This is a genomic window from Paenibacillus sp. J22P218, from assembly GCF_056269195.1.
In genome coordinates, this window is sequence record NZ_JBWDNL010000001.1 from 1,039,314 (window position 1) to 1,063,435 (window position 24,122).

At 51.0% G+C, this 24,122-nt stretch carries 16 protein-coding genes; 15 read left to right on the forward strand and 1 reads right to left on the reverse strand.

From position 1 onward, the window contains the following. Positions 1-105: 105 nt before the first annotated feature. The 5 genes from AC0YN0_RS04235 (at position 106) to AC0YN0_RS04255 (ending at position 8,446) form a co-directional block, all read left to right on the forward strand. The gene (locus tag AC0YN0_RS04235; RefSeq protein ID WP_475820147.1) at positions 106-831 is read left to right on the forward strand and encodes an ABC transporter ATP-binding protein; all 726 of its coding nucleotides are present in this window, start codon (positions 106-108) and stop codon (positions 829-831) included. Next, positions 806-1,864, forward strand: a complete 1,059-nt coding sequence (locus tag AC0YN0_RS04240; RefSeq protein WP_475820148.1) for an efflux RND transporter periplasmic adaptor subunit — start codon at positions 806-808, stop codon at positions 1,862-1,864. The genes AC0YN0_RS04235 and AC0YN0_RS04240 overlap by 26 nt, the downstream gene beginning before the upstream one ends. Before the next feature lie 50 nt (positions 1,865-1,914). Then, positions 1,915-4,782: an ABC transporter permease gene (locus AC0YN0_RS04245; protein ID WP_475820149.1), complete on the forward strand. Its 2,868-nt coding sequence runs from the start codon at positions 1,915-1,917 to the stop codon at positions 4,780-4,782. 3 nt (positions 4,783-4,785) lie between these two features. After that, complete coding sequence (locus tag AC0YN0_RS04250; RefSeq protein WP_475820150.1) at positions 4,786-5,679, forward strand: ABC transporter ATP-binding protein; 894 nt, start codon at positions 4,786-4,788, stop codon at positions 5,677-5,679. A gap of 76 nt (positions 5,680-5,755) precedes the next feature. Continuing rightward, the gene (locus AC0YN0_RS04255) at positions 5,756-8,446 is read left to right on the forward strand and encodes an endo-1,4-beta-xylanase (RefSeq protein ID WP_475820151.1); all 2,691 of its coding nucleotides are present in this window, start codon (positions 5,756-5,758) and stop codon (positions 8,444-8,446) included. A 153-nt stretch (positions 8,447-8,599) separates the two neighbouring features. Here AC0YN0_RS04255 and AC0YN0_RS04260 read toward each other — a convergent pair whose 3' ends face one another. After that, on the reverse strand, positions 8,600-9,361 hold the full coding sequence (locus tag AC0YN0_RS04260; protein ID WP_475820152.1) for a helix-turn-helix domain-containing protein: 762 nt from the start codon (positions 9,359-9,361) through the stop codon (positions 8,600-8,602). 271 nt (positions 9,362-9,632) lie between these two features. Here AC0YN0_RS04260 and AC0YN0_RS04265 point away from each other — a divergent pair, with 271 nt between their 5' ends. The 10 genes from AC0YN0_RS04265 to AC0YN0_RS04310 all read left to right on the forward strand — a co-directional run bounded on the left by AC0YN0_RS04265 (position 9,633) and on the right by AC0YN0_RS04310 (position 24,064). After that, the gene (locus AC0YN0_RS04265) at positions 9,633-11,012 is read left to right on the forward strand and encodes an ABC transporter substrate-binding protein (protein ID WP_475820153.1); all 1,380 of its coding nucleotides are present in this window, start codon (positions 9,633-9,635) and stop codon (positions 11,010-11,012) included. 92 nt (positions 11,013-11,104) lie between these two features. Next, positions 11,105-13,999: an extracellular solute-binding protein gene (locus tag AC0YN0_RS04270; RefSeq protein WP_475820154.1), complete on the forward strand. Its 2,895-nt coding sequence runs from the start codon at positions 11,105-11,107 to the stop codon at positions 13,997-13,999. A gap of 17 nt (positions 14,000-14,016) precedes the next feature. After that, on the forward strand, positions 14,017-14,973 hold the full coding sequence (locus AC0YN0_RS04275; RefSeq protein WP_475820155.1) for a carbohydrate ABC transporter permease: 957 nt from the start codon (positions 14,017-14,019) through the stop codon (positions 14,971-14,973). A 14-nt stretch (positions 14,974-14,987) separates the two neighbouring features. Further along, entirely contained in the window at positions 14,988-15,851 is an 864-nt protein-coding gene (locus AC0YN0_RS04280) for a carbohydrate ABC transporter permease (RefSeq protein ID WP_475820896.1), read from the forward strand. A gap of 16 nt (positions 15,852-15,867) precedes the next feature. Next, positions 15,868-17,328, forward strand: a complete 1,461-nt coding sequence (locus tag AC0YN0_RS04285) for an NHL repeat-containing protein (protein WP_475820156.1) — start codon at positions 15,868-15,870, stop codon at positions 17,326-17,328. After that, complete coding sequence (locus AC0YN0_RS04290) at positions 17,321-17,947, forward strand: Yip1 family protein (protein ID WP_442053392.1); 627 nt, start codon at positions 17,321-17,323, stop codon at positions 17,945-17,947. Before AC0YN0_RS04285 ends, AC0YN0_RS04290 begins: the two co-directional genes overlap by 8 nt. A gap of 17 nt (positions 17,948-17,964) precedes the next feature. Continuing rightward, positions 17,965-20,517, forward strand: a complete 2,553-nt coding sequence (locus tag AC0YN0_RS04295; protein WP_475820157.1) for a DUF5696 domain-containing protein — start codon at positions 17,965-17,967, stop codon at positions 20,515-20,517. After that, positions 20,514-21,422, forward strand: a complete 909-nt coding sequence (locus tag AC0YN0_RS04300) for a carbohydrate ABC transporter permease (protein ID WP_475820158.1) — start codon at positions 20,514-20,516, stop codon at positions 21,420-21,422. The genes AC0YN0_RS04295 and AC0YN0_RS04300 overlap by 4 nt, the downstream gene beginning before the upstream one ends. Positions 21,423-21,438: 16 nt before the next feature. Continuing rightward, complete coding sequence (locus AC0YN0_RS04305; protein WP_442052690.1) at positions 21,439-22,389, forward strand: carbohydrate ABC transporter permease; 951 nt, start codon at positions 21,439-21,441, stop codon at positions 22,387-22,389. Between the two features lie 364 nt (positions 22,390-22,753). Next, a complete protein-coding gene (locus AC0YN0_RS04310) occupies positions 22,754-24,064 on the forward strand; it encodes an endo-1,4-beta-xylanase (RefSeq protein WP_475820159.1) in 1,311 nt (436 codons plus the stop codon). The last annotated feature ends 58 nt before the right edge of the window (positions 24,065-24,122 follow it).

The window sequence follows — 24,122 nt, forward strand, 5'->3', positions numbered from 1 at the left end:
ACCTATCGTTTATAAGGTGAACGAACAAGAAACGAACAGGTACTTCTCAAGAAATGAAAACGTTAAAATTAATAGTGATAATGAGATAAAACAAGGAGGTTAGCGATGTCGGCGAAGAGAGAGTCACCGAGTGCAGCAAGCGGCGAGACGATATTAAAGGCGATCGGCCTTAAGCGGATATTCGGCAAAGGCAATGGCGCCGTCACCGCGTTATCGGACGTTCATTTGGATATACCGGCCGGATCGATGGTGGCGCTCAAAGGCAGATCCGGCTCAGGCAAGACGACTTTGCTGAATATGCTTAGCGCGCTTGACGAGCCCACGGAAGGACAGGTGTTCTTTCAAGGCAGAGAAATTACGCGCATGCCCAGCAAGGCGAGAAGCGCTATACGTCGCAAGGAAATCGGTCTCGTGTTCCAATCCTTTGGTCTCATTCCGCTTATGAATGCTTACGAGAACGTTGAATTCGGACTGCGCGTGGCGGGTACGCCGTTCAAGGGCAATCGCGAGGCGGCCGAGCGGGCGCTGGAGCAGGTCGGGATGAAGGAGCGGATGAAGCATCGTCCGGCCGAGCTGTCGGGAGGCGAGCAGCAGCGCGTAGCGATCGCGCGGGCGATTGCCCATGAACCCGTGCTGCTTATCGCTGACGAGCCGACGGCCGAGCTCGATAGCCGGATGGGCATTCAAGTGATGAGGGTTTTCCGTGAGCTCGTTAATCGTTCCGGGATGACGGTCGTTCTAACGACGCATGACCCTGGCATCATGGAGCTTGTTGATCATGTCATTTCATTGGAGGATGGAACAATTGTATCGCATACGAACATCGAATAACGGATACGGACGGGTGTTGACGGCAACGCGGCGATCTGCAATCGCACTAGCCGCGATGCTGGCGCTGTCCGGATGCGGACTGCTCCCTGCCGAACAGCAAGCCTTGCAGCCTCCGCTCATACAGCCTGCGCAAGAGCAGCTGGATATTGTGGAGGCAAGCCGTGGAACTATTCAGACGTATCTCAAAGGAACAGCCCATTTCGTTTCCTCGAGCTCGGAGAACTTGTCGTTCAAGGAGTCGGGAGGCCGGCTTAAATCAATCAATGTGACGATCGGTCAAGAAGTGAAGGCCGGTGATCTGCTCGCGGAGCAAGAAACGGGAGATCTTGAGCTGCAATATAATCTGCAGAAGCTTAACTTGGAGAGAGCGCAGCTGATGTATAAGCAAGCCCGCGACTCTGACGCAACGCCGATCGATCTTCGTCTGCGCGAAATCGATCTTGAACGAGAGAATATTTCGCTGCAATCGATGGAGACACGGCTTGCGAAATCGAGGATATATGCAACGATTTCCGGGACGGTAACATTCTTGGAAACGTTGAATGCGGGGGACTTTGTGAATGCGTACCAATCCATCGTATCGATTGCGGATACGTCTCGCATCCAACTCACGTATGTCGCAGGTGAAATGAAGGAAGTACAGCCGGTCGAAGCGGGTATGCCCGTCAGTCTGAAGTACAAGGGCAAGGCTTACACGGGCAAAGTGCTGCAATCGCCTTCCAATGTTCCGATCGGAGCGGATGGGGCCAAAGCCGAGCGTAACGCAGTAACCCTGTATATGAGTATGGACAATGCGCCGGACGGCATCCATATCGGCGACAGCGCCGAGCTTACGATTGAGCTGCAGAAACGCGAGAACGTCATTGTTCTGCCTCGCTCGGCCATTCGCTCTTATATGGGACGTTATTACGTGCAGGTGGCGGAAGGCGAACGACGCAAGGAGGTCGACGTTGAGGTAGGGCTGATAACATCGACCGAAGCGGAAATCGTCAAAGGACTCGAGGAAGGCCAGCAGGTCATTCTGAATAACTAACATGAAGACCAGTTACAGGTATGTAACTGGCGCAAGGATGGGGTGTACGTATGGCCTTATGGACGATGATCCTCCGCAAGATGGCAAACAACAAGTGGCTGCAGCTGAATCTATGGATCGGCCTCACCGTATGCGTGGCCTTATTCAGCTCCATGCCGCTTTACTCCGAAGCCATCCTGCAGCGAACGCTGCAAAAGGAGCTGCAATCGGTGCAGCTTCAGGAAGGCGTGTATCCGGGTTATATTCGCATCGGTACGACCGTATCCGCGTCGGCAATGGACGCGAAGACGATCGAGGCTATCAAGCGGGCGGACCGATTCGTGCAAACAATACCGGGCAGGGCGGGACTTGAAGCTTTATCTTTCTATCAGCAGCGTTTCACGCAGCGCATGAAGGTGTACGGTGCTGACGCAACGGATCAGGAGAAGCAGTCGCAGAAGACAGCGGGCAGCATCAGATCACTCTCCGGACTTGAGAAACGCGTTCGCTTGATCGATGGCGCAATGCCGACCGTTCGCGCCGACGGTATATACGAGGCGCTCGTAACGCAGAAGTTTCTAATCGCGACGAAACGCGATCTGGGGGACGAACTGATTGCCGAAGCGCCGGACAAAACGAAGTTTCGCGTCATCCCGGTTGGGATTATGGAGACCAACCCAACGGCAGATCCTTACTTGCCTTTTCTTACTTCCGAGGATAGCGACGGCTTCATTATTCCTTTCGAGCAGTTTGAGAGCGATTTCATACTTGGCGGCATGACGAAGCTGGCAAGCTTGGATTGGCGCCTAGCACTTAATTACGAGGAGTTAACGATCGATAATATTGATGCATTCATGCAAGCCGACAAGGATATTAGACGATACTTCCGCGGCCGAATCGGTGTCGACGAGGTTAACATTCCTGCCGTATCAACGGTTAATGACTATCAGGGCAAGCAAGAGAAGCTTGATGTTATGATGCTGTCACTCTATTCGCCGGTTATGCTCTTGCTTGCCTTCTATCTCTATATGGCCGCCAATCTCATTATTGAGCGGCAGAAGACGGAAATATCCGTTTTGCGAAGCCGCGGGGCAAGCCGTTTGCAGATTATGACGGCTTATACGCTCGAAAGTCTGTTTCTTGGTATAAGCGCGCTTGCCGTTGGTCCGTTTCTCGGCATTTGGTTCACGAAAGTGCTTGGCGCATCGAACGGTTTCCTGGAGTTCGTCGATCGCTCGGCGCTTGAGGTCAGTCTGACCAGCAGCGCTTACATGGTGTCATCTGTGGCGGTAGCCGCCGCATTGGCTTTGATCCTGATTCCGGCGTTCATGGCGACTAGAGTCAGTATCGTCAGTCATAAGCAGCAAAACGCCCGCCATAACAAGCTGTCGTTCTGGCATAAGACGGGTCTTGATTTTATCCTTGTCGGCATAGCCGTATATCTGCTCTACAATTTCAACAAGCGCCAGGAGGACTTGCAGCGGTTAGGGCTCGACTCGGATGCCTTTCAGCTCGATCCGATGCTCTTCCTCATGCCTTCGTTATTCGCGCTCGGAGGCGGCTTGCTGCTGCTGCGGGTATATCCATGGTTCATTCGACTCGTCTATTTGGCAGGTCGCCGGTGGTGGTCGCCTGCGCTGTACAATACGCTGGTTCAAATCAGCCGGTCGTCCGGACAATACCAGACGATTAAGCTGTTCCTCATCATGACCGTCGCAACGGGACTCTTCAGCGCGAATGCGGCCCGTACCATTAACGACAACATGGAGAGCAAGATTCAGTACAATATCGGAGCCGATATGACGATTATGACCCGCTGGGAAAGCGATGCGCGGCCATCGACCTATATGTCGTCCGCTCCGCAAACGCAAGCCGAGACGACAGCTTCGAGCTCGAACCGGGTTCAATACACCGAGCCGCCGTTCCAGCCTTTCGAAGAGCTGGAAGGCTTCCTCGCGAGCGCCAAAGTGTTCAAGAAAGAGAAGGCGCGATTCGTAACGCCTGCAAGCGGAGCGAGCGGGGCGACTACTCTGATCGGCATCGACACGATGGACTTCGGCCGGACGGCTTGGATGAAGGATGGTCTGCTCGAACACCCCATTAACGGGTACCTTAATCTGCTCGCGCCCAATACGAAGGCGGTTCTCATTTCCCGCTCGATCGCGGACAAGGCAAAGACGAAGCTGGGCGATACGATTTCACTATCTTGGGATGGGCTCGATCAAGCACAATTCGTCGTTTATGGCATTATCGACTATTGGCCGAGCTGGAATCCGCTTCCGACCGGCAATGCCGATAACGAGAAGGCTGCGCAGCCGAACTTGATCGTGGGCCACCTCGGCACGATTCAGAACAGGCTTGCCGTAGAGCCTTATGAGGTATGGCTGAAGCTAAAGGACGGTGTTTCTAGCCAAGCCGTCTATGACCAGCTAGCGGAGAAGAAGCTAAGAATCATTAATCTTCAAGACGCTACGCAAGAGTTGATTCAATCGAAAAACGATCCGTTCAGACTTGCGATCAATGGCGTCATGACGCTAGGCTTCGTCATCTCGATGTTGATCAGCTTCTTCGGCTTCCTGCTGTTTTGGGTGCTTACGCTGTCGGGCAGAACGCTTCAATACGGCGTGCTGCGGGCAATGGGCATTCCATTCGGGCAAATAATCGGCATGCTCGTCAGCGAGCAAATGTTGACTTCCGGAGCGGCGGTTCTGCTAGGCGTCGTCATCGGCAACACGATAAGCGAGCTGTTCGTGCCGTTATTCGAGATGTCATTTGCGACGAAGGATCAAGTGCCGCCTTTCGAAATGATTCAACAGCTTAGCGATTATCTACAGCTGTATAGCATTATCGGCATTACATTGACACTAGGCCTTCTAATCCTCGGTTACCGCTTATCGAGAATTCGGATTGCGCAAGCTCTCAAGCTTGGAGAGGAGTAAACGATGATTAAAAGCGAAGGGCTCGTCAAAATTTACAAAATGGCGGATCTTGAGGTGTTCGCCTTGCAAGGTCTTGATCTGCAGGTCGAAAACGGAGAGCTGATGGCGATTATCGGCAATTCCGGCAGCGGGAAGTCGACGCTCCTGAATATGCTTGGTGGCCTCGATAAGCCATCAGCCGGCAAGCTGTTCGTTGACGGCCAAGACTTGCTGAAGTTCGGCGAGAAAGAGCTGGTAACCTACAAGCGCGATACGGTCGGCTTCGTATGGCAGAACAATGCGCGCAACTTGATTCCTTACTTGACCGCGCTGGCCAATGTAGAGCTTCCGATGCTGCTGCGCGGGAAGCGGCGAAGGGCACGGGCGATGGAGCTGCTGGAGGCGGTGGGGCTTGGCCATCGAATGAAAAACAGGCTGAGCGAGCTTTCGGGCGGCGAGCAGCAACGGGTGGCGATCGCGATCGCGCTGGCCAACGATCCGAAGCTGCTGCTCGCCGACGAACCGACGGGCTCGCTTGATACGAAAACATCAAACCAGGTTCTCGATTTGTTTCGAACGCTCAACCGATCGATCGGCATTACGATCGTGATCGTAACACATGATCCTTCGCTAGCGCGGAAGGTAGATCGGGTCGTCCAAATCCGGGACGGCAAGACGTCGGCGGAAATGATCCGCAAAGTGTCGTACGCCGATGAGCTGGCGATGCTGGACGCGGAGAGCGCCATGCTTGAAGCGGAGAGCCACACGGAATACGCCGTGCTTGACAAGGCAGGACGGCTGCAAATTCCTTCCGGATTCCTTGATATGGACGGTTTCAAAGACAACAACAAGGTACGCGTGGAAATGGAGGACGGCCGTATCGTTCTCTATCCCCAGTCAGCGAAGCAGACAGGCTAACCAAGCGCCATTTCCACTCCCCGCAAGAGGAGTTTGATATGGATAAATGATTGGAGAGAGAGGTGTTGTTCGCAAGATGAAACGGTTAAAAAGGTTGATGGTATTGGGACTGGCCGCAGCGCTGATGTTAAGCGCCGCGACGATGGGCTCGATCACGTCCAGGACGAAAGTGTATGCGGAGGCAAATGATGAGACATCCTCCGAGCTGCAGCGTATCGCAACGGACTTTGAGGACGGAACGGTACAAGGCTGGCAGCCGCGGGGCGGCGGCGTCATTTTGTCGGCATCGTCTGATGCGGCTTATTCGGGCGAGTATGGGCTTAAAGTGGAAGGAAGATCTCAAGGCTGGAACGGCCCAACGTTTAACGTGACTTCGTTCATGGAAGTCGGCAAGACATACGGCATTACGGCATGGGTTCGTCTTCCGGCGGGCTCGAGCGCCTCGTCCGTCGCCATGCTCGTCGAGCGGACGACGGAAAGCACGCCCTATTACGAATCTGTCACGGCCAAAACAGCGACGGATAGCGGATGGGTGAAGCTGTCGGGCGAATATACGCTCAAAAATCCCGTTTCCAATGCCGGTGTTTACTTGGAATCGTTCGACAATCCGACGTTATCCTTCTATGTTGATGAATTTATAATTGAACGCGTACCCGATCCGATTCCGATCGAAATCGAGCAAGACATACCGAGCTTGAAGGATGTGTTCGCTGACGATTTTCTTCTTGGTTCAGCCTTGCTCGTTAACGAAATAGCAGATTCGGAGGGGCCGGACGCTGAGCTGCTCAAAAAACATTTCAACAGCCTTACCGCAGGCAATGAGATGAAATGGGATGCGACCGAGCCGGTCGAAGGGCAGTTTACTTTCGCCAATGCGGATAAAATCGTAGAATTTGGGGAGGAAAACGGCATTGCGGTACGCGGTCATACGCTGATTTGGCATTCGCAGACACCGAACTGGGTGTTCTATGACGACAATGGCAATCTAGCCAGCAAGGAATTGCTGTTCGCGCGCATGAAGAGCCACATCGACGAAGTTGTCGGCCGCTATAAAGGGAAAATCTATGCCTGGGACGTCGTGAACGAGGTCATTGAGCCGGGAGATCGTAAGCCAGGCGGCTTAAGGAACAGCTTATGGTATCAAATCGCAGGCGAGGAGTACATCGAGAAGGCGTTCGAATACGCCCATGCTGCGGATCCGGATGCCGTGTTATACATTAATGATTACAACACGCATTTTACGGATAAACGGCAATTTATATATGACCTGATCAAGCGCCTCCAAAACAAGGGCATCCCGGTCCAAGGTGTCGGCCATCAGACGCATATCGGCATCGCGAGTCCTTCCATTCAGGAGCTCGACGACATGCTCGCGGCCTTCCGCGACCTTGGCATCGAGCAGCAAGTTACAGAGCTGGATATGAGCGTTTATACGAATGACGCCGAGTCTTACGAGACCTTCCCGCTGGAGTTGCAAATCACACAGGCGAGACGATACCAGGCGATCTTCGACGTTTTCAAGAAGCATGCGGATCAGCTTACAGCCGTCATCTTCTGGGGCAAGGACGATTTGAATACTTGGCTGCGAACGTTCCCGGTCGATCGGAACAATTGGCCGCTGCTGTTCGATGAACGTCTTCAAGCGAAGTATGCGTACTGGGCGCTTGTTGATCCAAGCAAACTGCCGGTTGAGATCCACAAGACATCCGCAGTTGCCGGCACCGTGAAGGTAGACGGCAAGCTGGATGATTCATGGAAGGCAGCAAGGCCGATAACGATTCAATCAGAGGGTAATACGGCAGCCACCTACCGATCGCAATGGGCATCCGGAAAGCTTCATGTTTGGGTCGATGTGCTGGACTCGTCGGTTAACGGAAACGATTCGGTTGACGTATTCATTGACGGAAACAACGGCAAGACAACCTCCTACGAGCCGGACGACAAGAAGTATACGTTCCGCAGGAGCGGGGCGAATCCGCATAGTCCAGCAGAATACAAGGCGGTCAAAACCGCGACCGGCTACGTTATCGAAGCGTCAATTCCGCTCGCGGGGGCAGCTCTTGGCCAAACGATCGGCTTTGACGTACGAATCAATAATCGTTCAGGCAGCGCTACCTCGTTGACGTCGTGGAACGATATTCATCATGAGCAGGATGCGGATACGTCGGGCTTCGGCGAGCTAGAGCTAATTGAAGGCCCTCAATTGACGAAGGCTGTGCGTGGAACGCCGATTATTGACGGCCATATCGACGGCATCTGGACGTCAGCGTCCGCTATTACGACAGACCGGTGGGTGCAAGGAACATCCGGTTCAACAGCGAAGGTCAGAACGCTCTGGGATGGCAGCCGCCTGTATATCTTGGCGGAAGTAACCGATTCGCTGCTTACAAAACGAAGCACGAACGTATGGGAGCAGGATTCGGTAGAAATATTCCTCGATCAAAACGATGCAAGAACCAATCCGTATGATGCGGACGACGGGCAATACCGGATCAACTTCGACAACGAGCAGTCCGTTAGCCCGGGTTCTTCGAGCGGACGTCTTGTATCCGCAGCGAAGCTTACTGCTAACGGCTATATCGTCGAAGCTTCCATCGCGTGGACAGGAACGGCACCTGCGGCCGGCAGCTTGGTTGGTTTCGACGTACAGGTCAACAACGACCAAAACGATGACGGCGTTCGCGACAGCATCGCGATCTGGAATGATACGACAGGAATGACGTGGCAGAACTTGTCCGAGATCGGACTGCTGGAGCTTAAGAAATAATCGAAGTAGCTGAATATTAATGAAAGAAAAGACTCGCAGCGAACATGCTGCGAGTCTTTTAGCTTACTGGAGCTGAGTGGAGTACCGACAACGACCGGATCGGATGAAGGGCTGTCACTGCGACAAGACAACCCTTTTGATTGATGTAAGCGGTTACGCAGTAATGAAAAACATTTTTCGATATTCATTGGCGCTTACGCCCGTATACGCTTTGAATTTCTTGTAGAACCAATCCATTTCCGTATAACCGATCTCATTCGCGATTTCATACACTTTCATGTCCGTATTCTCAAGCAGCAGCTTCGCCTTCTCCATACGCTGTTGCAGCAAATATTCATTGAAGGTCATATTTTCCTGGAACTTAAACTTTTGACCCAAATAAGAGCAATTGAAATGAAGGCTGTTGGAAATTTCCTTTAAGGTGATGTTTTGATGCAGCGCCTCATCCACATATTCCTTAACCTTCTCGATAATATTCGGTTGAGATTGGGATTCCTTTTCCGTCGGCGTCCATGACAGCGCTTTATTTTTGTCGATAGCGCAATCGAGCTCGGCTTTGACGGCCAGCAAGCTTGACTTTAGCTCGACTGAGGAAACAGGATCAGGCAAATAATCGCTTACTTGGTAATAGAGCGCCTTCCGGGCAAGCTGGAAATCGTTGCTTCCGCCAATCAGAACAATCGGTACGCGGCTCTTCTGGCGAATGTAATCGCAAAGATACAAGCCGTCGTTATGAGAGCCGTTCATACTTATCAGGATTAGTGAAAAGTGGTTTCGGTCGAGAAAATCGATCGCGTCCGCAGAGCTGTTCGCATAAGCGTCCATTTCAAACTCGATCCGATTCCATTCCGGCATATGTTGCAACATCTCCATCGACGATGAGGAGTCAAAGTCGACAAGCAGCACTTTATACACGATGATTACCTCCTATTTGTACTTAGGGGTTTTCCTTATGGGAGAATGACTACGCTTTAATTATGTGAACTGGGCGCAAACGAAACAACGTGCTTTTCTTTGCATAGCCCACAGGTTTTTACTTCTTGCTCAAAAAACAAATTTTCGTGAAATGAAATGATTTCCAATCTAGAATTTGACGGGTGACAGACCTGTATTCGCACAGGTTGTTGCCTGCCTTATGAAAGCGCTACACTTTCGGTGTAGTTCAATATGTTAAGGGGGATTCGCAATGAAGATTCGCAAATTAATGGTGCTGCTATGCGCGTTCGTTCTCGTACTTTCCGCATGCAGCGGCGGTTCGGGCAACGGCAACAGCACGAACAACGGATCAAACCAAGCTACAAACAACGGCGCTGGCAACACGGCCACAGCTGCGCCGGAGGGTGAAGAAGAAGTAGATACCGGCTCGCCGGAGATGGACTTCGACTTAGGCGGCAAAACGATCAAAGTCGTATCCTGGTGGGATATGACGATTCCTGAGGACAATCCGGACAATATTCAAAAGAAGAAAAATTTGGATGAATTGATGAAGAAGCATAACTTCAAAATCGAGTACGTTGCAGTTGACTTCGGCGAGTATCAGCAAAAGGTTACAGCCTCCTTGCTGGCTGGAGAGCCGCTTGGCGACATCGTCCGTCTTGGCAGAAACTATACGGTTCCGACGCTGGTGAAGCAAGATTTGCTATGGCCGGTTGACGAATATACGAAAAACGCGAAAGTCTTCCATCAGAAAACAACTAGCGAATTTTTCACTTATGAAGGCAAAGGGTATGCATTCACAGAAGACCAAGGCGGCCTTATCCAAGGTATTTTCTACAATCGGACGCTTATGAGTCAGCTCGGCATCAAAGCGCTTCAAGATTATGTGAACGAAGACAATTGGAACTGGGATACGTTCATTCAAGTTGCGAAAGAAGCTAACAAAGACACGAATAACGACGGCAAGCTGGATACTTGGGGACTTGCAAACTCTCAAGTCGCAGAGCACGCGCTATACTCCAACGGAGCTTACCTGACCAAGGGCGACAAACAAAACTTGGAGGATCCAGCTACGCAAGAAGCATTGAATTTCTTATCGAAAATGGCAACGGAGCAAGTGTACAGACCGACAGAGGGCGGGGACTGGACAGAGCCGGGACAATTCTTCCGTCAAGGCAACACGCTTATGTATGCAGGCGCTATGTACGAATTGAACGGCTTCAAAACGGATATGCCAGATGCGGACATTGGCTTCTTGCCGTTTCCGAAAGGCCCAAGCGCGACCGAATATCATTCCGGTGAAGGCGCATTCCAAGCGCTTACAATTCCGAAGTCGGTCGAGAATCCGGAGCAGCTCCTCTACATCTGGGAGAAAATCAACGATATCGATTCCGAATACGATTATCCAGGCCAAGCAAGCCTAGAATCGTCATTCAGCAACGAAGACGACATTAACAATGCGCGGAGCGCGCTTGCAGGCTTGCAAGTATTCGATCATGGCACGTACGGCGATGCCTTGAAGTATTGGGACTTCATCGGAGAGATCAACAGCGGAGTATCGGTGTCCACTGTTGTTGAGAAATACAAACCGGTGTTCCAATCGGCGATTGATGCGGTGTACGGTTCGTAATCTATTGTAACGAGTGACCGACAGTCCCCATTAGAAGTCATTCTAAGGGGACTGTTATTGAATTTAACTTCTTGCTGCAGGAGGGAGAAAAGTTGAACTTCAGAAAGAAGAACTACGTCGCGATTATACTCGTTCTCGCCGTACTGGCAACGTCTATATGGGCGTTCTACCCTTCGGATTCATCCGATAGCGGACGCGCCATGGCAATGGCGGACTTCAGCGCCGTTACGGCATCAGCAGGAGAAGACAGCTACGATATGTATTTGGATAGCTACTCGGCTGCTGAAAGACCGGAAGAGATCATCCGTATTGAAGGTGAGAGCTTCTCGGAATCGACCGGTGACGGGTTTGAAACAACGGATCAATTGGACGGATTGGACGGCAAGGCGGTTGTCACACCGGAGTCAGGCACCATTCAGTGGAATGTGCAAGTAAAGCAAGCGGGTATGTACAATGTGAGAATCCATTATTTGCCGATCGAGGGTAAGAGCTCTGCGATCGAAAGACAGTTTGCCATAAACGATAAAGTCCCTTTTAAAGGCGCGGAGATTCTATTATTTGATCGGGTTTGGGGTAATCGACAGGACGAAATCGGACGAGACGATCGCGGCAACGAAATCAGGCCACGGCAAGTAGAGAAGCCGGCATGGCAGCTCGGAAGCTTCAATGATCGCAATGGATATTATGATGAGCCTTACTCCTTTTACTTTGAGAGCGGGCAGCAATCGATTTCCTTGACGGCCTTAAGGGAACCGATGGCGATTGATTATATTGAACTTTACCAGAACCAAGCTTTGATGACTTACGAGGACTTAAAGAAGAAGTATGAGACCGAGGGCATCAAGCCCGCCGTCGACCAATACATCGAAATTCAAGCCGAGGACGCGGTCGCCAAGTCATCGCCTACGTTGTATCCTCTGTCGGACCGGTCGAGCCCGACTGTCGTTCCGTACAATGTGTCTAAGCTGCGAATCAATACGATCGGCGGGACAAATTGGAAGCTCCCCGGGCAGTGGATCGAATGGGAGTTCGAGGCGCCTGAGGACGGCTTATACCAAATTGCGTTGAAGCAGAAGCAGGATCAGCTGCGGGGCGTGTATGCCACTCGAAGCTTGACGATCGATGGACAGATGCCGTTTCAGGAAATGAAGCGCCTGCGGTTTAACTTCGATATGGAATGGAAGATGAACGTGCTTGGCGGCGATGAGCCGTATTTGTTCCATTTGACGAAGGGAACGCATCGTATTCGCATGATGGTGTCGCTCGGCGATATCGCGCCGCTTATTCGTACGATCGAATCGAGCGTGCTGCAGTTGAATGAGATGTATCGCAAAATATTGATGATTACGTCGAATACTCCCGATCCGTTCCGCGATTACCAGCTGGAGAAGCGGATTCCGGATATGGTAACGACGTTTGAGGAGCAAGTCGACATCATCCAAAGCGTAGCTGATTATTTGGAGCAATCGACTGGCGAACGCAGCGACAAGGTGGCTGTTCTTCATACGATGGTCGGGCAATTGAAGGAAATGATCGAGAATCCGGAGACAGTCGGCAATCGCTTAAGCGCGTTCAAAACGAATGTCGGCGGACTTGGCACATGGATTCTTACGGTGCGTGAGCAGCCGGTTGCACTAGATTATTTGATCGTATCCTCGCCGGGCAAGAAGCTTCCAAGAGCGGAAGCAACGATGTTCGAGGAGGTCAAGCATGAGCTTGGCGCTTACATTGCTTCTTATACCGAGGATTATGACAGCATCGGAAATACGAGCGAAGAGCAAGACAGCAGGATTACAGTCTGGGTAACGACAGGCAGGGATCAGGCGCAGGTGCTTAAGAGCTTGATCGACGACTCCTTCACGCCGGATTCGAAAGTCGCGGTAGACTTAAGGCTCGTTCCAGGCAACATATTGCTGCCGGCAACGCTTGCTGACGAAGGTCCGGATGTTGCGATGCAGATTGGAGAAGACGTTCCCGTGAACTACGCCATGAGGGGGGCGGCTGCAGACTTGACGCAGTTCGATGATTTCGAGGAAGTCGCAGCTCGTTTCCAAGACAGCGGACTTACGCCGTATAAGTATGACAGCGGCGTGTATGCCTTGCCGGAGCAGCAATCGTTCCCGATGCTCTTCTATCGCAAGGATATTCTCGAAGAGCTGGATCTTGCTCCACCGCAGACTTGGCAGGATATTTACAACATGATCTCGGTCCTCCAAAAGCATAATATGGAATTTTGGCTTCCGATCGAGGCGTCAAATGCGAGTCTCGTGCCGAATGCGACATTCTCCGCGCTGCTTTATCAAAATGGCGGCGAGTTCTACCAGGATGAAGACAAAAAGACTGCGCTCGATACAGACATCTCCATGGAAATGTTTAAAAAGTGGACGCAATTTTATACCAACTACAAATTTCCTGTCATTGCTGACTTCCCGAACCGCTTCCGTACAGGAGAAATGCCGATCGGCATAGCGGATTACACGACCTATAATATGCTGACGGTATTGGCTCCGGAAATTAAAGGGCTATGGGATTTCACGCTCGTTCCGGGTACGGAGCAGGCAGACGGCACCGTCAATCATCAGGTAGCCAGCCATACGACGGGCGTCATGCTGATGGAAAACGCCGATAACAAAGAAGCTTCGTGGGAGTTCATGAAATGGTGGACCAGCAAGGAAACCCAAATTGCGTACGGACGCGAGATGGAAGGCCTCATGGGCGAAGCCGCGCGTTATCCGACGGCTAATGCCGAAGCGCTTGAGGAATTGCCATGGCCGGTCAAGGATTACAACAATTTGGCAAGTCAGTGGGAATGGGTAAGAGGCATTCCGCAAGTGCCGGGCGGCTACTTTACAGGGCGCCATCTGGACAACGCCTTCCGCAGAGTAGTCAATGCGAGCGAGAACCCTCGAGAAGCCTTAAACGATTACGTCCTGTATATTAACGACGAAATCGAAATCAAGCGCAAAGAATTCAATTTACCGTATTAGTTTGGGGGTGGAATCCATTGCAAGCCGAAACAACCAGTCAAGCCGTGCCTAACCTTATCCATCCGAAGAAGAAATCGAGATTGGCCAATGTATGGACGGAATTGAAGAAAAACAAACATTATTATTTTTTGATGAGTCCGTACATGTTGATTTTCTTCACGTTTACGGTCATTCCGGTCGTGTTTTCTTTAATTCTTAGTTTCTTTTATTTCAACATGCTCGAATTTCCGCGTTTCGTCGGATGGCAGAACTATTCCAGGCTGTTTCTGAACGACGATATCTTTATGATCGCAGTGAAGAACACCTTCCTCTTCGCGATTATTACCGGACCGGTCAGCTATATCGCGTGCTTCTTCTTTGCATGGATTATCAACGAGCTGTCGCCTAAGGTGCGGTCGGTCATGACTTTGATCTTCTACGCGCCGGCTATTTCCGGCAACGTATTTTTCATTTGGCTGATCGTATTTTCGGGCGACCGCTACGGCTATTTGAACGGATTCCTGATTAAGTTCGGATTTATACTGGAACCGATTCAATGGCTGACCAATGAACAATACATTCTTATGATTGTTATGATCGTACAGCTGTGGCTCAGCCTGGGCACTAGCTTCCTCGCCTTTATCGCAGGTTTGCAGACGATCGACCGGACGCTGATCGAGGCGGGCGTCGTAGACGGAATCAAGAACCGCTGGCAGGAGCTATGGTTCATTACGCTTCCTTCGATGAGACCGCAGCTGATGTTCGGCGCCGTCATGCAAATTACGGGATCGCTCGCAGTCGCCGATATTACCGTGGCGCTGGCAGGCTTTCCGAGCGTTAACTATGCAGCGCATACAATCGTTACGCACTTGATGGACTACGGCACCATTCGTTTCGAAATGGGTTATGCGTCCGCCATTGCGACCGTACTATTCTGCATCATGATCGGAACGAATAAGTTGACGCAAAAATTGCTCAGAAAGGTAGGTGAGTAACGTTGGTCGTTAAAATGATGGCCGCATTCCGAACGCCTAAGAGGCTTAACCGTTCGTTTGCCGTCAGCTTTATCTTATTCGCGTTTCTCGCCGTGTTCGGTGCGTTCATGGCGCTTCCGCTGCTTTATGCGGTGAATAACGCCTTCAAGCCGCTGGACGAATTGTTCATTTTCCCGCCGCGCTTCTTCGTGAACAATCCGACATTGGATAACTTTTACGATTTGGTCGCCTTGATGGGCAATTCCTGGGTACCGTTGTCCCGTTATATCGCCAATACGCTGCTTATCACGCTAATCGGCACAGCCGGACATATATTGCTTGCTTCCGCTGCGGCATACCCATTGGCGAAATACAACTTTCTTGGTTCTAAAGGGCTGTTCTCGATCGTCGTCCTATCGCTTATGTTCTCGGGACATGTAACGGCCATTCCGAACTACATGGTGATGTCTTGGCTGGGCTGGATCAATTCCCATGCTTCGATTATCGTTCCATCGCTCGCGTTTCCGCTCGGGCTGTTCCTGATGAAGCAGTTCATCGAGCAGCTTCCGACGGCTCTGCTGGAAGCGGCCAAAATCGATGGCGCGAGCGAATACCGGATATATTGGAGCATCGTCATGCCGAACGTAAAGCCGGCTTGGCTGACTCTTATGATCCTGCAGTTTCCTGCGTTATGGGGAACCGATGGGGGCAACTTCATTTACAGCGAAAATTTGAAGACGCTCCATTACGCGCTCGGTCAGATCACTTTGGGAGGCATCGCTCGTGCAGGCGTCGGCGCTGCCGTCGCTCTTATCCTGATGGTCGTTCCGATATCGCTCTTCATCATCTCTCAGAGCAGCGTCATTCAGACGATGGCCACCTCCGGGATGAAAGATTAGAAGGGAGACTTGCACGATGTTGAAGAGCAAGACAAAACTAAGAGCTTATCTTCTTGCGGCAATGTGCTGCGTATTCGGCTTAAGCGCGGGTGGTTCTCTTGCGCATGCGGCGGATGGAGGGGCCTCCTATAACTATTCCGTTTGGGGCGATACGGTTGTATCTCCTTCCGCTTATGAAGCGACGGAATTGTTGACGGGCGATAAGCTAGGTGTCGGGGTATTCAAAGATCCGAGCGATCTTCATGTAACGCCGGACAACGAAATATACGTTCTCGATTCCGGCAACAATCGTATCGTTGTGTTGGATGAGGAATACGGCGAGGCGGCGGTGATCGACTCCTTCGAGCGCGAAGGCCAGACCGAAACGTTCCTGAACCCGCAGGGGATCTTCGTCTCGGATGAGAAGCATCTGCTGATCGCCGATACAGGGAACAAGCGCGTCGTACATCTCGATGAAGAGGGCCGCTTGGTGAACATTGTCGAGAAGCCCTCGTCCGAGCTGCTGAAGGAAAATTTCGACTTTCAGCCTGTCCGCGTCATCATGGACAAAGCACAGCGCATCTATGTGATGGCGACGGGCGTGTTCGACGGACTAATGGAATTTAGCGCGGAAGGATCGTTTACATCGTTCATCGGAGCGAACCGCGTATGGGTCGATCCGGTGGAGCTGTTCTGGAAGCGGCTGTCGACGAAAGCGCAGCGCAGCCAAATGGTCATGTTCACGCCAACCGAATTTACGAACATGGATATTAACGATGAAGGCTTCATCTACGCGACGAGCGGCGATATGGGCGACTCGATTCGGAAGCTGAACGCGCAAGGCAGCGATATATTGCGGAGAACGGGCTATTTCAATCCGATAGGCGACATTAATTATAGGCCAGCGGACGGGCGTTCCCGGCTAATTGATGTCGATGTTACAGACAGCGAGATCTATTCTGTTCTTGACTCGAAGAAAGGCCGAATCTTTACGTACAACGGCGATGGACACTTCATGTACGTGTTCGGCGGCATGGGCAACCGGATCGGCGAATTCAATACGCCGGTAGCGATAGAACGTGTCGGGGATGATTTCCTCGTACTAGACAAGGCGTTCGGCGAGATAACCGTGTTCCGTACGACCGAATACGGGCGGACTTTGAACGAAGCGGTCAGAAGCTACTACCGCGGCGAGGAAGAGAAGTCGTTCGAGCTCTACGAACAAACGATTAATATGAACGCAAATCTGGATTTCGCTTATTCCGGTATTGGTAAGTCGATTCTAAGGCAAGGCGATTACGACGATGCAATGCGTTATTTCAAGCAGAGTTTGGACCAGCGCAATTATTCGAAGGCGTTCCTCCTTCACCGAAAGGAAGTGCTGAGGGAACATTTCGGCATCATTATGACCGTGATCTTCGGTTTGATCGCCATCGTCCTGCTCACAAGGGCATACCGGAAAATGTTGGATAGAAAGAGGGGCGTTTCGGTTGAATAAAGAGCTTATTAAATTTCCGTTGTATGTGATCACGCATCCCTTTAACGGTTATTGGGAGCTGAAATACGAACAGAGCAAGAAGCTGAATCTTATCATGTCGTTCGGTATTCTGCTGTTGCTCATCCTGACCAATGTCCTAGGCAGCCAGTACAGCGGTTTTCTGGTCCATATTTACAATCCGGACCAAATGAACAGCCTGATGGAAATTACGTACGTGATCGTTCCTGTCTTGTTCTGGTGCGTGGCCAATTGGTCGCTTACCACACTGATGGATGGAGAAGGGAAGTTTGTTGATATTTTCACGTCGACCTGCTTTGCGCTCGTGCCGATGGTCATTATCAACTTCCCATGGATATGGCTGAGCAACGTAATTTCCTTGCAGGAGACGACGTTCTATTATTTCTGCAACAGCTTTGCCGTTTTATGGTCGATGTACCTGTTGTTTGTTGGAAACATGACCGTGCACCAATTTACGCCCAGCAAAACAATCCTAACGATTGCGCTGTCGCTTGTGGCGATCGGCTTCATGGCGTTCTTGTGTTTATTGTTCTTTAGCTTGCTTCAACAAATAGTGTCTTTCGTCACTATTATTTATCAAGAAATCACCTTGAGGAACTGAGGAAGGAGGAACGAAAGATGCGTATGGCCAGAAATGCCGTCTTGTCTGCGGTTCTTGCTGCAGGGCTGCTGGTCGCCGGTTGTTCCGGCGCGGGCAACGCCAATCAAACGAACGATGAGCAGCAGTTGGAGGCTGCATTCGAGCAAGGCAAGGCGCTTAACGCTTCGTTCACGGATACGCGTATCGCGGGAATGAAGGGGATCGTCGAGAATGACCTGCTTCGGCTGTTCATTAACGACGAGACTGGCGCTATAGCTGTGCTTAACAAAAGCAGCGGCGAGATATGGCATAGCAATCCGATCGAGGCCGAAGCCGATCCGATCGCGACCGGAGTTAACAAGGGCTTACTGTCCTCGCAATTGAAGATCGATTACTATAACAGCTTTGGACAGGTTAATTCAATTAACACGTTCCTAGACAGCGTCGCATATAAGCAGGTTAAATACGAAGCGATTGACAGCGGAGTTAAAGTAACCTATAAATTCGGCAAAGCGGAAAAAACGGCGATGGATCTGCCTCTCATGCTGAGCGCTGCGCGACTCGAGGAGCTGTCCGGCAAGCTGGATAAAGCGGGACAGCGCGCTTTGCGCATCGGCTATAAAGAGGATCCCAATTCAGGAGCCTATGTTCGGAACGACCAAGCACTGAACGGTCTTCAACTCGAGCGCGCATTCAAGGCGTTCGAGGAAGCCGGCTATACGGAAGAGGATTTGCAGAAGGATATGGCTGAGCTGAACTTCACGCAGGAATCGCCGGCGCCGAGAATTTTTATGGCTTCTATCGATTATAAGCTGGACGGCGACAGTCTCGTCGTCAAGGTTCCCGTGGAGGAGATTAAAGCTCCGACTGAATATCCGGTCAGCACCGTCACGTTGCTCAGCTTCTTCGGAGCTGGGGGGACGGATGAAGAGGGCTCGCTATTCGTACCGGACGGCTCAGGCGCACTCATCACCTTTAATAACGGCAAAACCAAATATCCGGCTTATCAGCAGACGGTTTACGGATCCGACCAAGCATTGGAAGTGGTCGAAAATGCCGTTAACGAGCAGCCGGTCAGACTGCCCGTATTCGGCATCATTAGGAAAGAAGGCGCGTTCCTAGGCATGATTGAAGAAGGCGCTTCGGCCGCTAGCATCAATGCCGATATCAGCGGTAAGTTGAACAGTTATAACTATGTGTACCCTACCTTTAACGTCACGAGCAAAGGGGAGCTTACGCTCCAAGCGAACGGTTCGGAGCGGACGCTGCCGAAATTCCAAGAGCGTCCGACGAACAGCGATTTTACGGTGCGGTACGCTTTCCTTAGCGGAGAAGACGCTACGTATCAAGGAATGGCCGCCTATTACAGGCAGCACTTGGAGCAAAGCGGCGGACTGCCGGAGCCAAAGGCGGAGAACGGGGATAAAAATCTTCCTTTCTACCTTCAAGTTGTTGGAAGCATTGCGAAGCAGAAGCATTTCGTAGGCGTTCCATACAAAACGTTAGAGCCTCTAACGACGTTCAAGCAGACGGAGCAAATGATCGGCGAGATGAAGGAGCTTGGCATCAACCATATCAAGCTTCGTTATTCCGGATGGTTCAACGGCGGACTCGACCACAAAGTGCCGGACGACCTATCGGTAGACAAGGGGATCGGCGGCGCTAAAGGCTTGCGCGGCTTGGTGTCTTTTGCGAAGGAGCAGGATGTGGAGCTGTATCCGGACGTTGCTATCTTGACCGCTCATACGGGCAAAGGGTTTGACGAGAAGAATGACGCTTCACGGACGCTGCGCTCCGTTCCTGCGGAATTTTACCCGCTTGATCTGGCGCTCAATCGCCGGGATCGGACCAAATTGCCTTCCTATGTCGTCTCGCCAAAACTCGTCGGATCGTACGTAGATACCCTTTTGAAAGGAATGAAGGGCTACGAGACGGGCGGCATCTCGCTAAGGGATATGGCTGATCAGTTAAATAGCGACTTCCGCAAAAACAATCTGATTGACCGTACGGAATCCGAGGCTATTTCGGTTGAAGCTCTGAACGACATTCGCGAGGGGAATCTGAACATTATGGCAGAGGGAGGCAACGCATACGCCCTTCCATACTTGTCGGATGTGACAAACGCGCCGATGTCGAATAGCAACTTTAAGCTCGAAGACGAAGCGATACCCTTCTACCAAATGGTCGTTCGCGGCCATATCGGATATACGGGCTCGCCTTACAATTTGACGGCTTATACGAACGTTCGGCAATACATTTTGAGAAGTTTGGAATACGGAGCCGGCGTTTACTTCGAATGGATTCATGAGCCTAATTACAAGGTGAAGGATACGGAATCCAATGAATTGTATGCCGTTAATTACAAGCAGTGGCTAGAGCAGGCAGCCGTGATTTACGAAGAAGTAAACGGCGTGCTGAAGGACGTGCAGAATGAGCGTATCACCCTGCACGAGAAGCTTGGCGAAGGTGTGTTCAAGACCGTCTATGAAAGCGGGAAGTACGTCATCGTCAATTATAACGACACTGGAGCTACGGTGAACGGGTTGACGATAGAAGCCGAGAGTTATGTGACGGGTGGTGAACAATCTTGAGAACGATAACGAAGCGTGTATTTCGATCAAGAACGTACAATGAACAGAAAGCATTATGGGGATTTCTGTATGTGCTGCCTTGGCTGCTTGGATTTTTGTTTTTCTTCTTGATTCCTTTATTGTATTCGTTGCAATACAGCCTGAGCGAGATTGAAGCGAATTCCAAAGGGATGACGATTACATTCATCGGTTTTGACAATTTTATTGAAGCCTTAACGGTGAATACAAGCTTTAACCGTACATTGACCGACGCGGTCGTCAATATGGTCGTTAACGTACCGCTTATCGTCATCTTCAGCTTGTTCCTGGCCGTATTGCTGAACCAAAAATTCGTCGGCAGAGGTATTGCAAGATCGATCTTCTTTCTTCCGGTCATACTCGCCTCGGGCGTCATTGCAAATTTGGAAGCAGAGAGCCTTGTACAAGCGATTAATGAGCAGAACGCCACCGGAGGCGTATTCACTACCGGTACGATGGAACTGATGAGAATTATGCTGAATTCCGGCATGAACGAAGATATCGTCACGTATTTGATGGGTGCGGTCGAGAGGATTTACCAAATCGTGAGTCAATCGGGCGTACAGATTCTCATATTCTTAGCTGGCATCCAGACGATTTCGCCGCAGCTGTATGAAGCGTCCAAGATTGAAGGCGCGACTGGATACGAGGCGTTCTGGAAGATTACGTTCCCGATGGTCAGCCCGCTTATACTCGTTAACGTCATCTATACGATTATCGATTCGTTCTCGAGGAACGATATGACGACGCTCATCAGAGAAACCGGCTTTACGAGCTTTAACTTCGGTCTCAGCTCGGCCATGGCTTGGATCTATTTCCTGGTCATCATGATCATCCTGTTGATCAGTACGTACATCATATCCAAACGGGTCTTCTACCAGGAATAGAAGGAGAGTGAGAACGTTGCTTATGGAGCGATTGTTATCGTTGGAAAGCTGGAAGCGAGGACTGTGGACGATTGTTCGGCTAGTGCTGATCATCGGCTTGTCATTCGTTATCCTGTATCCAATCATTCAAAAAATATCTACATCGATCAAGGATAAAGCCGACATGTATTCACCTATCGTCGTATTTATCCCCGAGCATTTTACGCTCGATAATTTCAAGCAGGCGATTTCGATTATGGATTATTGGAAAACGCTGGTGAACACGATCGGGCTGTCGACCATGACGACCATATTGACCGCCGTATCATGCGCCTTTGCGGGTTATGCGTTCGCCCGGCTGAAGTTCAAAGGAAGCAACTTGCTGTTCGCGGGAGTCATTCTAACGATTCTAGTTCCGCCTACGACCATATTAATTCCGATCTATATGAACTTGAAGGATTTTACGTTGCTCGGCTTGGTACCGCTGCTAACCGGAGGCAAATCGATTAATCTGCTAGATTCGTACTGGCCGTTCATTCTGACGTCGATAACGGCGAACTCGCTGAAGGCGGGACTGTACATTTTCATCTTCCGGCAGTTTTTCCGGGGCATTCCGAAGGAGGTCGAGGAAGCGGCCTACATCGACGGCGCAGGCATAGGTTCGACGTTTCTGCGGATTATGCTTCCGAACGCTACACCGTCGATCATTACGGTATTGCTGTTCTCGTTCGTGTGGCAGTGGAACGACAGCTTCTTCACGACGACTTATTTGACCTCAAGCAAGGTCATGTCTACGCAATTAACGTCTCTGCCATACAATTTGCAGATTATGCTCGAAGGCGGCGCGACGACCAATAAGGATCCGTTCTTCATGAGCATGGTGCAGGATACTGGCATTCTGCTTGCCATTCTGCCGCTCGTTATTCTTTATTTGTTCGTTCAAAGGTACTTTGTCGAAAGTATCGAACGTACGGGCATCGTCGGATAAGGGCAGTTGCGTCGCATTAAGCCAAGCGCCTTGCGGGGGCGGCCACTTCGGCCGGCTCGCAGGGCGCTTGTTGCTGTTGTGCAACTAGCGGCGAGTTAGTCTTTGTTGGATTTTTGCAGTAACTTTGGGTAAAAAATGTGGAATTTTGGAGCTATGTTGGAAATTTGCAGTAACTTCACCCTCGAAATCGCTTATAGCTCGGTTTGAGGTGATCTATGTTGCAAATATCCAATATAGCTGCATTACAGCATCAAAACTACGAAAAGTTGCTGCAATTATCCAATATAGCCTCAAAGGGTAGTAGTCTATTCTTGAATAAATGTTTTTTGTATGTCGGATATGCCTAAATGAGAGGTGGAGTGAAATGACTCGAGTGAACAATAAATTCGTTTATATCGCAATATCGGTTATCGCAATAATTGCAGTCATGACGGTACTTCTATTGAACCGGCATCAACCTGAAACAGAAGGTGACTTGAATGAAGCGGTTGCACAGCAGACGGAAGCCTCGAATAGCGAAAATGCAGAGGAGGGGGGGCAAACGGCTGCTGCACTAGAAAGCGGAACGCCGCAGCCTGCATCGGAGCCGACTCCAGAGCCGACACCGACGCCGGAGCCGTCGGCCGAACAAGATATTCCGTCGCTTGCGCAGACGTTCGCCGATTACTTCCCGATCGGAGCGGCCATCGAGCCTTCTCAGACGGAGGGGCTGAAGGCGGAGCTGCTTAAGAAGCATGTGAATTGGCTCGTAGCGGAAAACGTGATGAAGCCTGATGCAATTCAACCCACGGAAGGAAGTTTCAATTGGACGAATGCGGATCGTCTTATCGCTTTTGCGAAGGAGAGCGGTATGGAGGTTCGTTTCCATACGCTTGTCTGGCATAGTCAGACCGGCGCCTGGTTCTTTAAGGACGCCGAGGGCAAACCGATGGTTGACGAAACCGATGAGGCGAAGCGGGATGCCAATAAGAAGCTGCTGCTGAAGCGGCTCGATACGCATGTCAAGACGATCGTTGAGCGATATAAGGATGATATTCATTCGTGGGACGTCGTGAATGAAGTGATTGAGCCGGCCGATCCGGATGGCATGCGCGCCAGCGAATGGTATAAGATAGCGGGTACTGACTTTATCGAGACGGCGTTCCGCGCAGCTCGCGAAGCAGGCGGATCTGAAGCGAAGCTGTACGTTAATGATTACGGTACAGATAATCCTGCCAAACGGGACAGGTTGTACGAGCTAGTGAAAGAGTTGCTGGACAAAGGCGTGCCGATCGACGGTGTCGGCCACCAGACGCATATCGATGTATTCGGGCCGACGGTCGATTCCATCATCGAATCGATGAAGAAGTTCGCGGAACTCGGCCTTGATAATCTCGTAACCGAGCTTGATATGAGCATGTATGCTTGGAATGACCGTACTGATCTAGGAAATGACATTCCCGAAGATCTGCTGCAGAAACAAGCGGAGCGTTATCGCGAGCTGTTCGAGGCGTTCAGGACGAACAAGGATATAATTGGCGGTGTTGTGTTCTGGGGCATTGCGGACGATCACACTTGGCTGAATGGCTTCCCAGTGAAGCGTACCAACGCACCGTTCCTGTTCGACAAGCAGTTGCATGCGAAGCCGGCATTCTGGGCTGTTGTCGATCCGGCTGGAACAGAGAAGTCCGGATAATATGGAAGAGCGATTAATAACAGGTGAACCCCTATAAATAAACGGGTTGTTGCCTAAG

Bases quoted from the DNA above. Each gene is read 5' to 3' on its own strand.
- AC0YN0_RS04235 (WP_475820147.1), top strand. From the start codon at position 106: ATGTCGGCGAAGAGAGAGTCACCGAGTGCAGCAAGCGGCGAGACGATA.
- AC0YN0_RS04280 (WP_475820896.1), top strand. From the start codon at position 14,988: ATGATGGCCGCATTCCGAACGCCTAAGAGGCTTAACCGTTCGTTTGCC.
- AC0YN0_RS04245 (WP_475820149.1), top strand. From the start codon at position 1,915: ATGGCCTTATGGACGATGATCCTCCGCAAGATGGCAAACAACAAGTGG.
- AC0YN0_RS04285 (WP_475820156.1), top strand. From the start codon at position 15,868: ATGTTGAAGAGCAAGACAAAACTAAGAGCTTATCTTCTTGCGGCAATG.
- AC0YN0_RS04255 (WP_475820151.1), top strand. From the start codon at position 5,756: ATGAAACGGTTAAAAAGGTTGATGGTATTGGGACTGGCCGCAGCGCTG.
- AC0YN0_RS04295 (WP_475820157.1), top strand. From the start codon at position 17,965: ATGCGTATGGCCAGAAATGCCGTCTTGTCTGCGGTTCTTGCTGCAGGG.
- AC0YN0_RS04265 (WP_475820153.1), top strand. From the start codon at position 9,633: ATGAAGATTCGCAAATTAATGGTGCTGCTATGCGCGTTCGTTCTCGTA.
- AC0YN0_RS04310 (WP_475820159.1), top strand. From the start codon at position 22,754: ATGACTCGAGTGAACAATAAATTCGTTTATATCGCAATATCGGTTATC.
- AC0YN0_RS04250 (WP_475820150.1), top strand. From the start codon at position 4,786: ATGATTAAAAGCGAAGGGCTCGTCAAAATTTACAAAATGGCGGATCTT.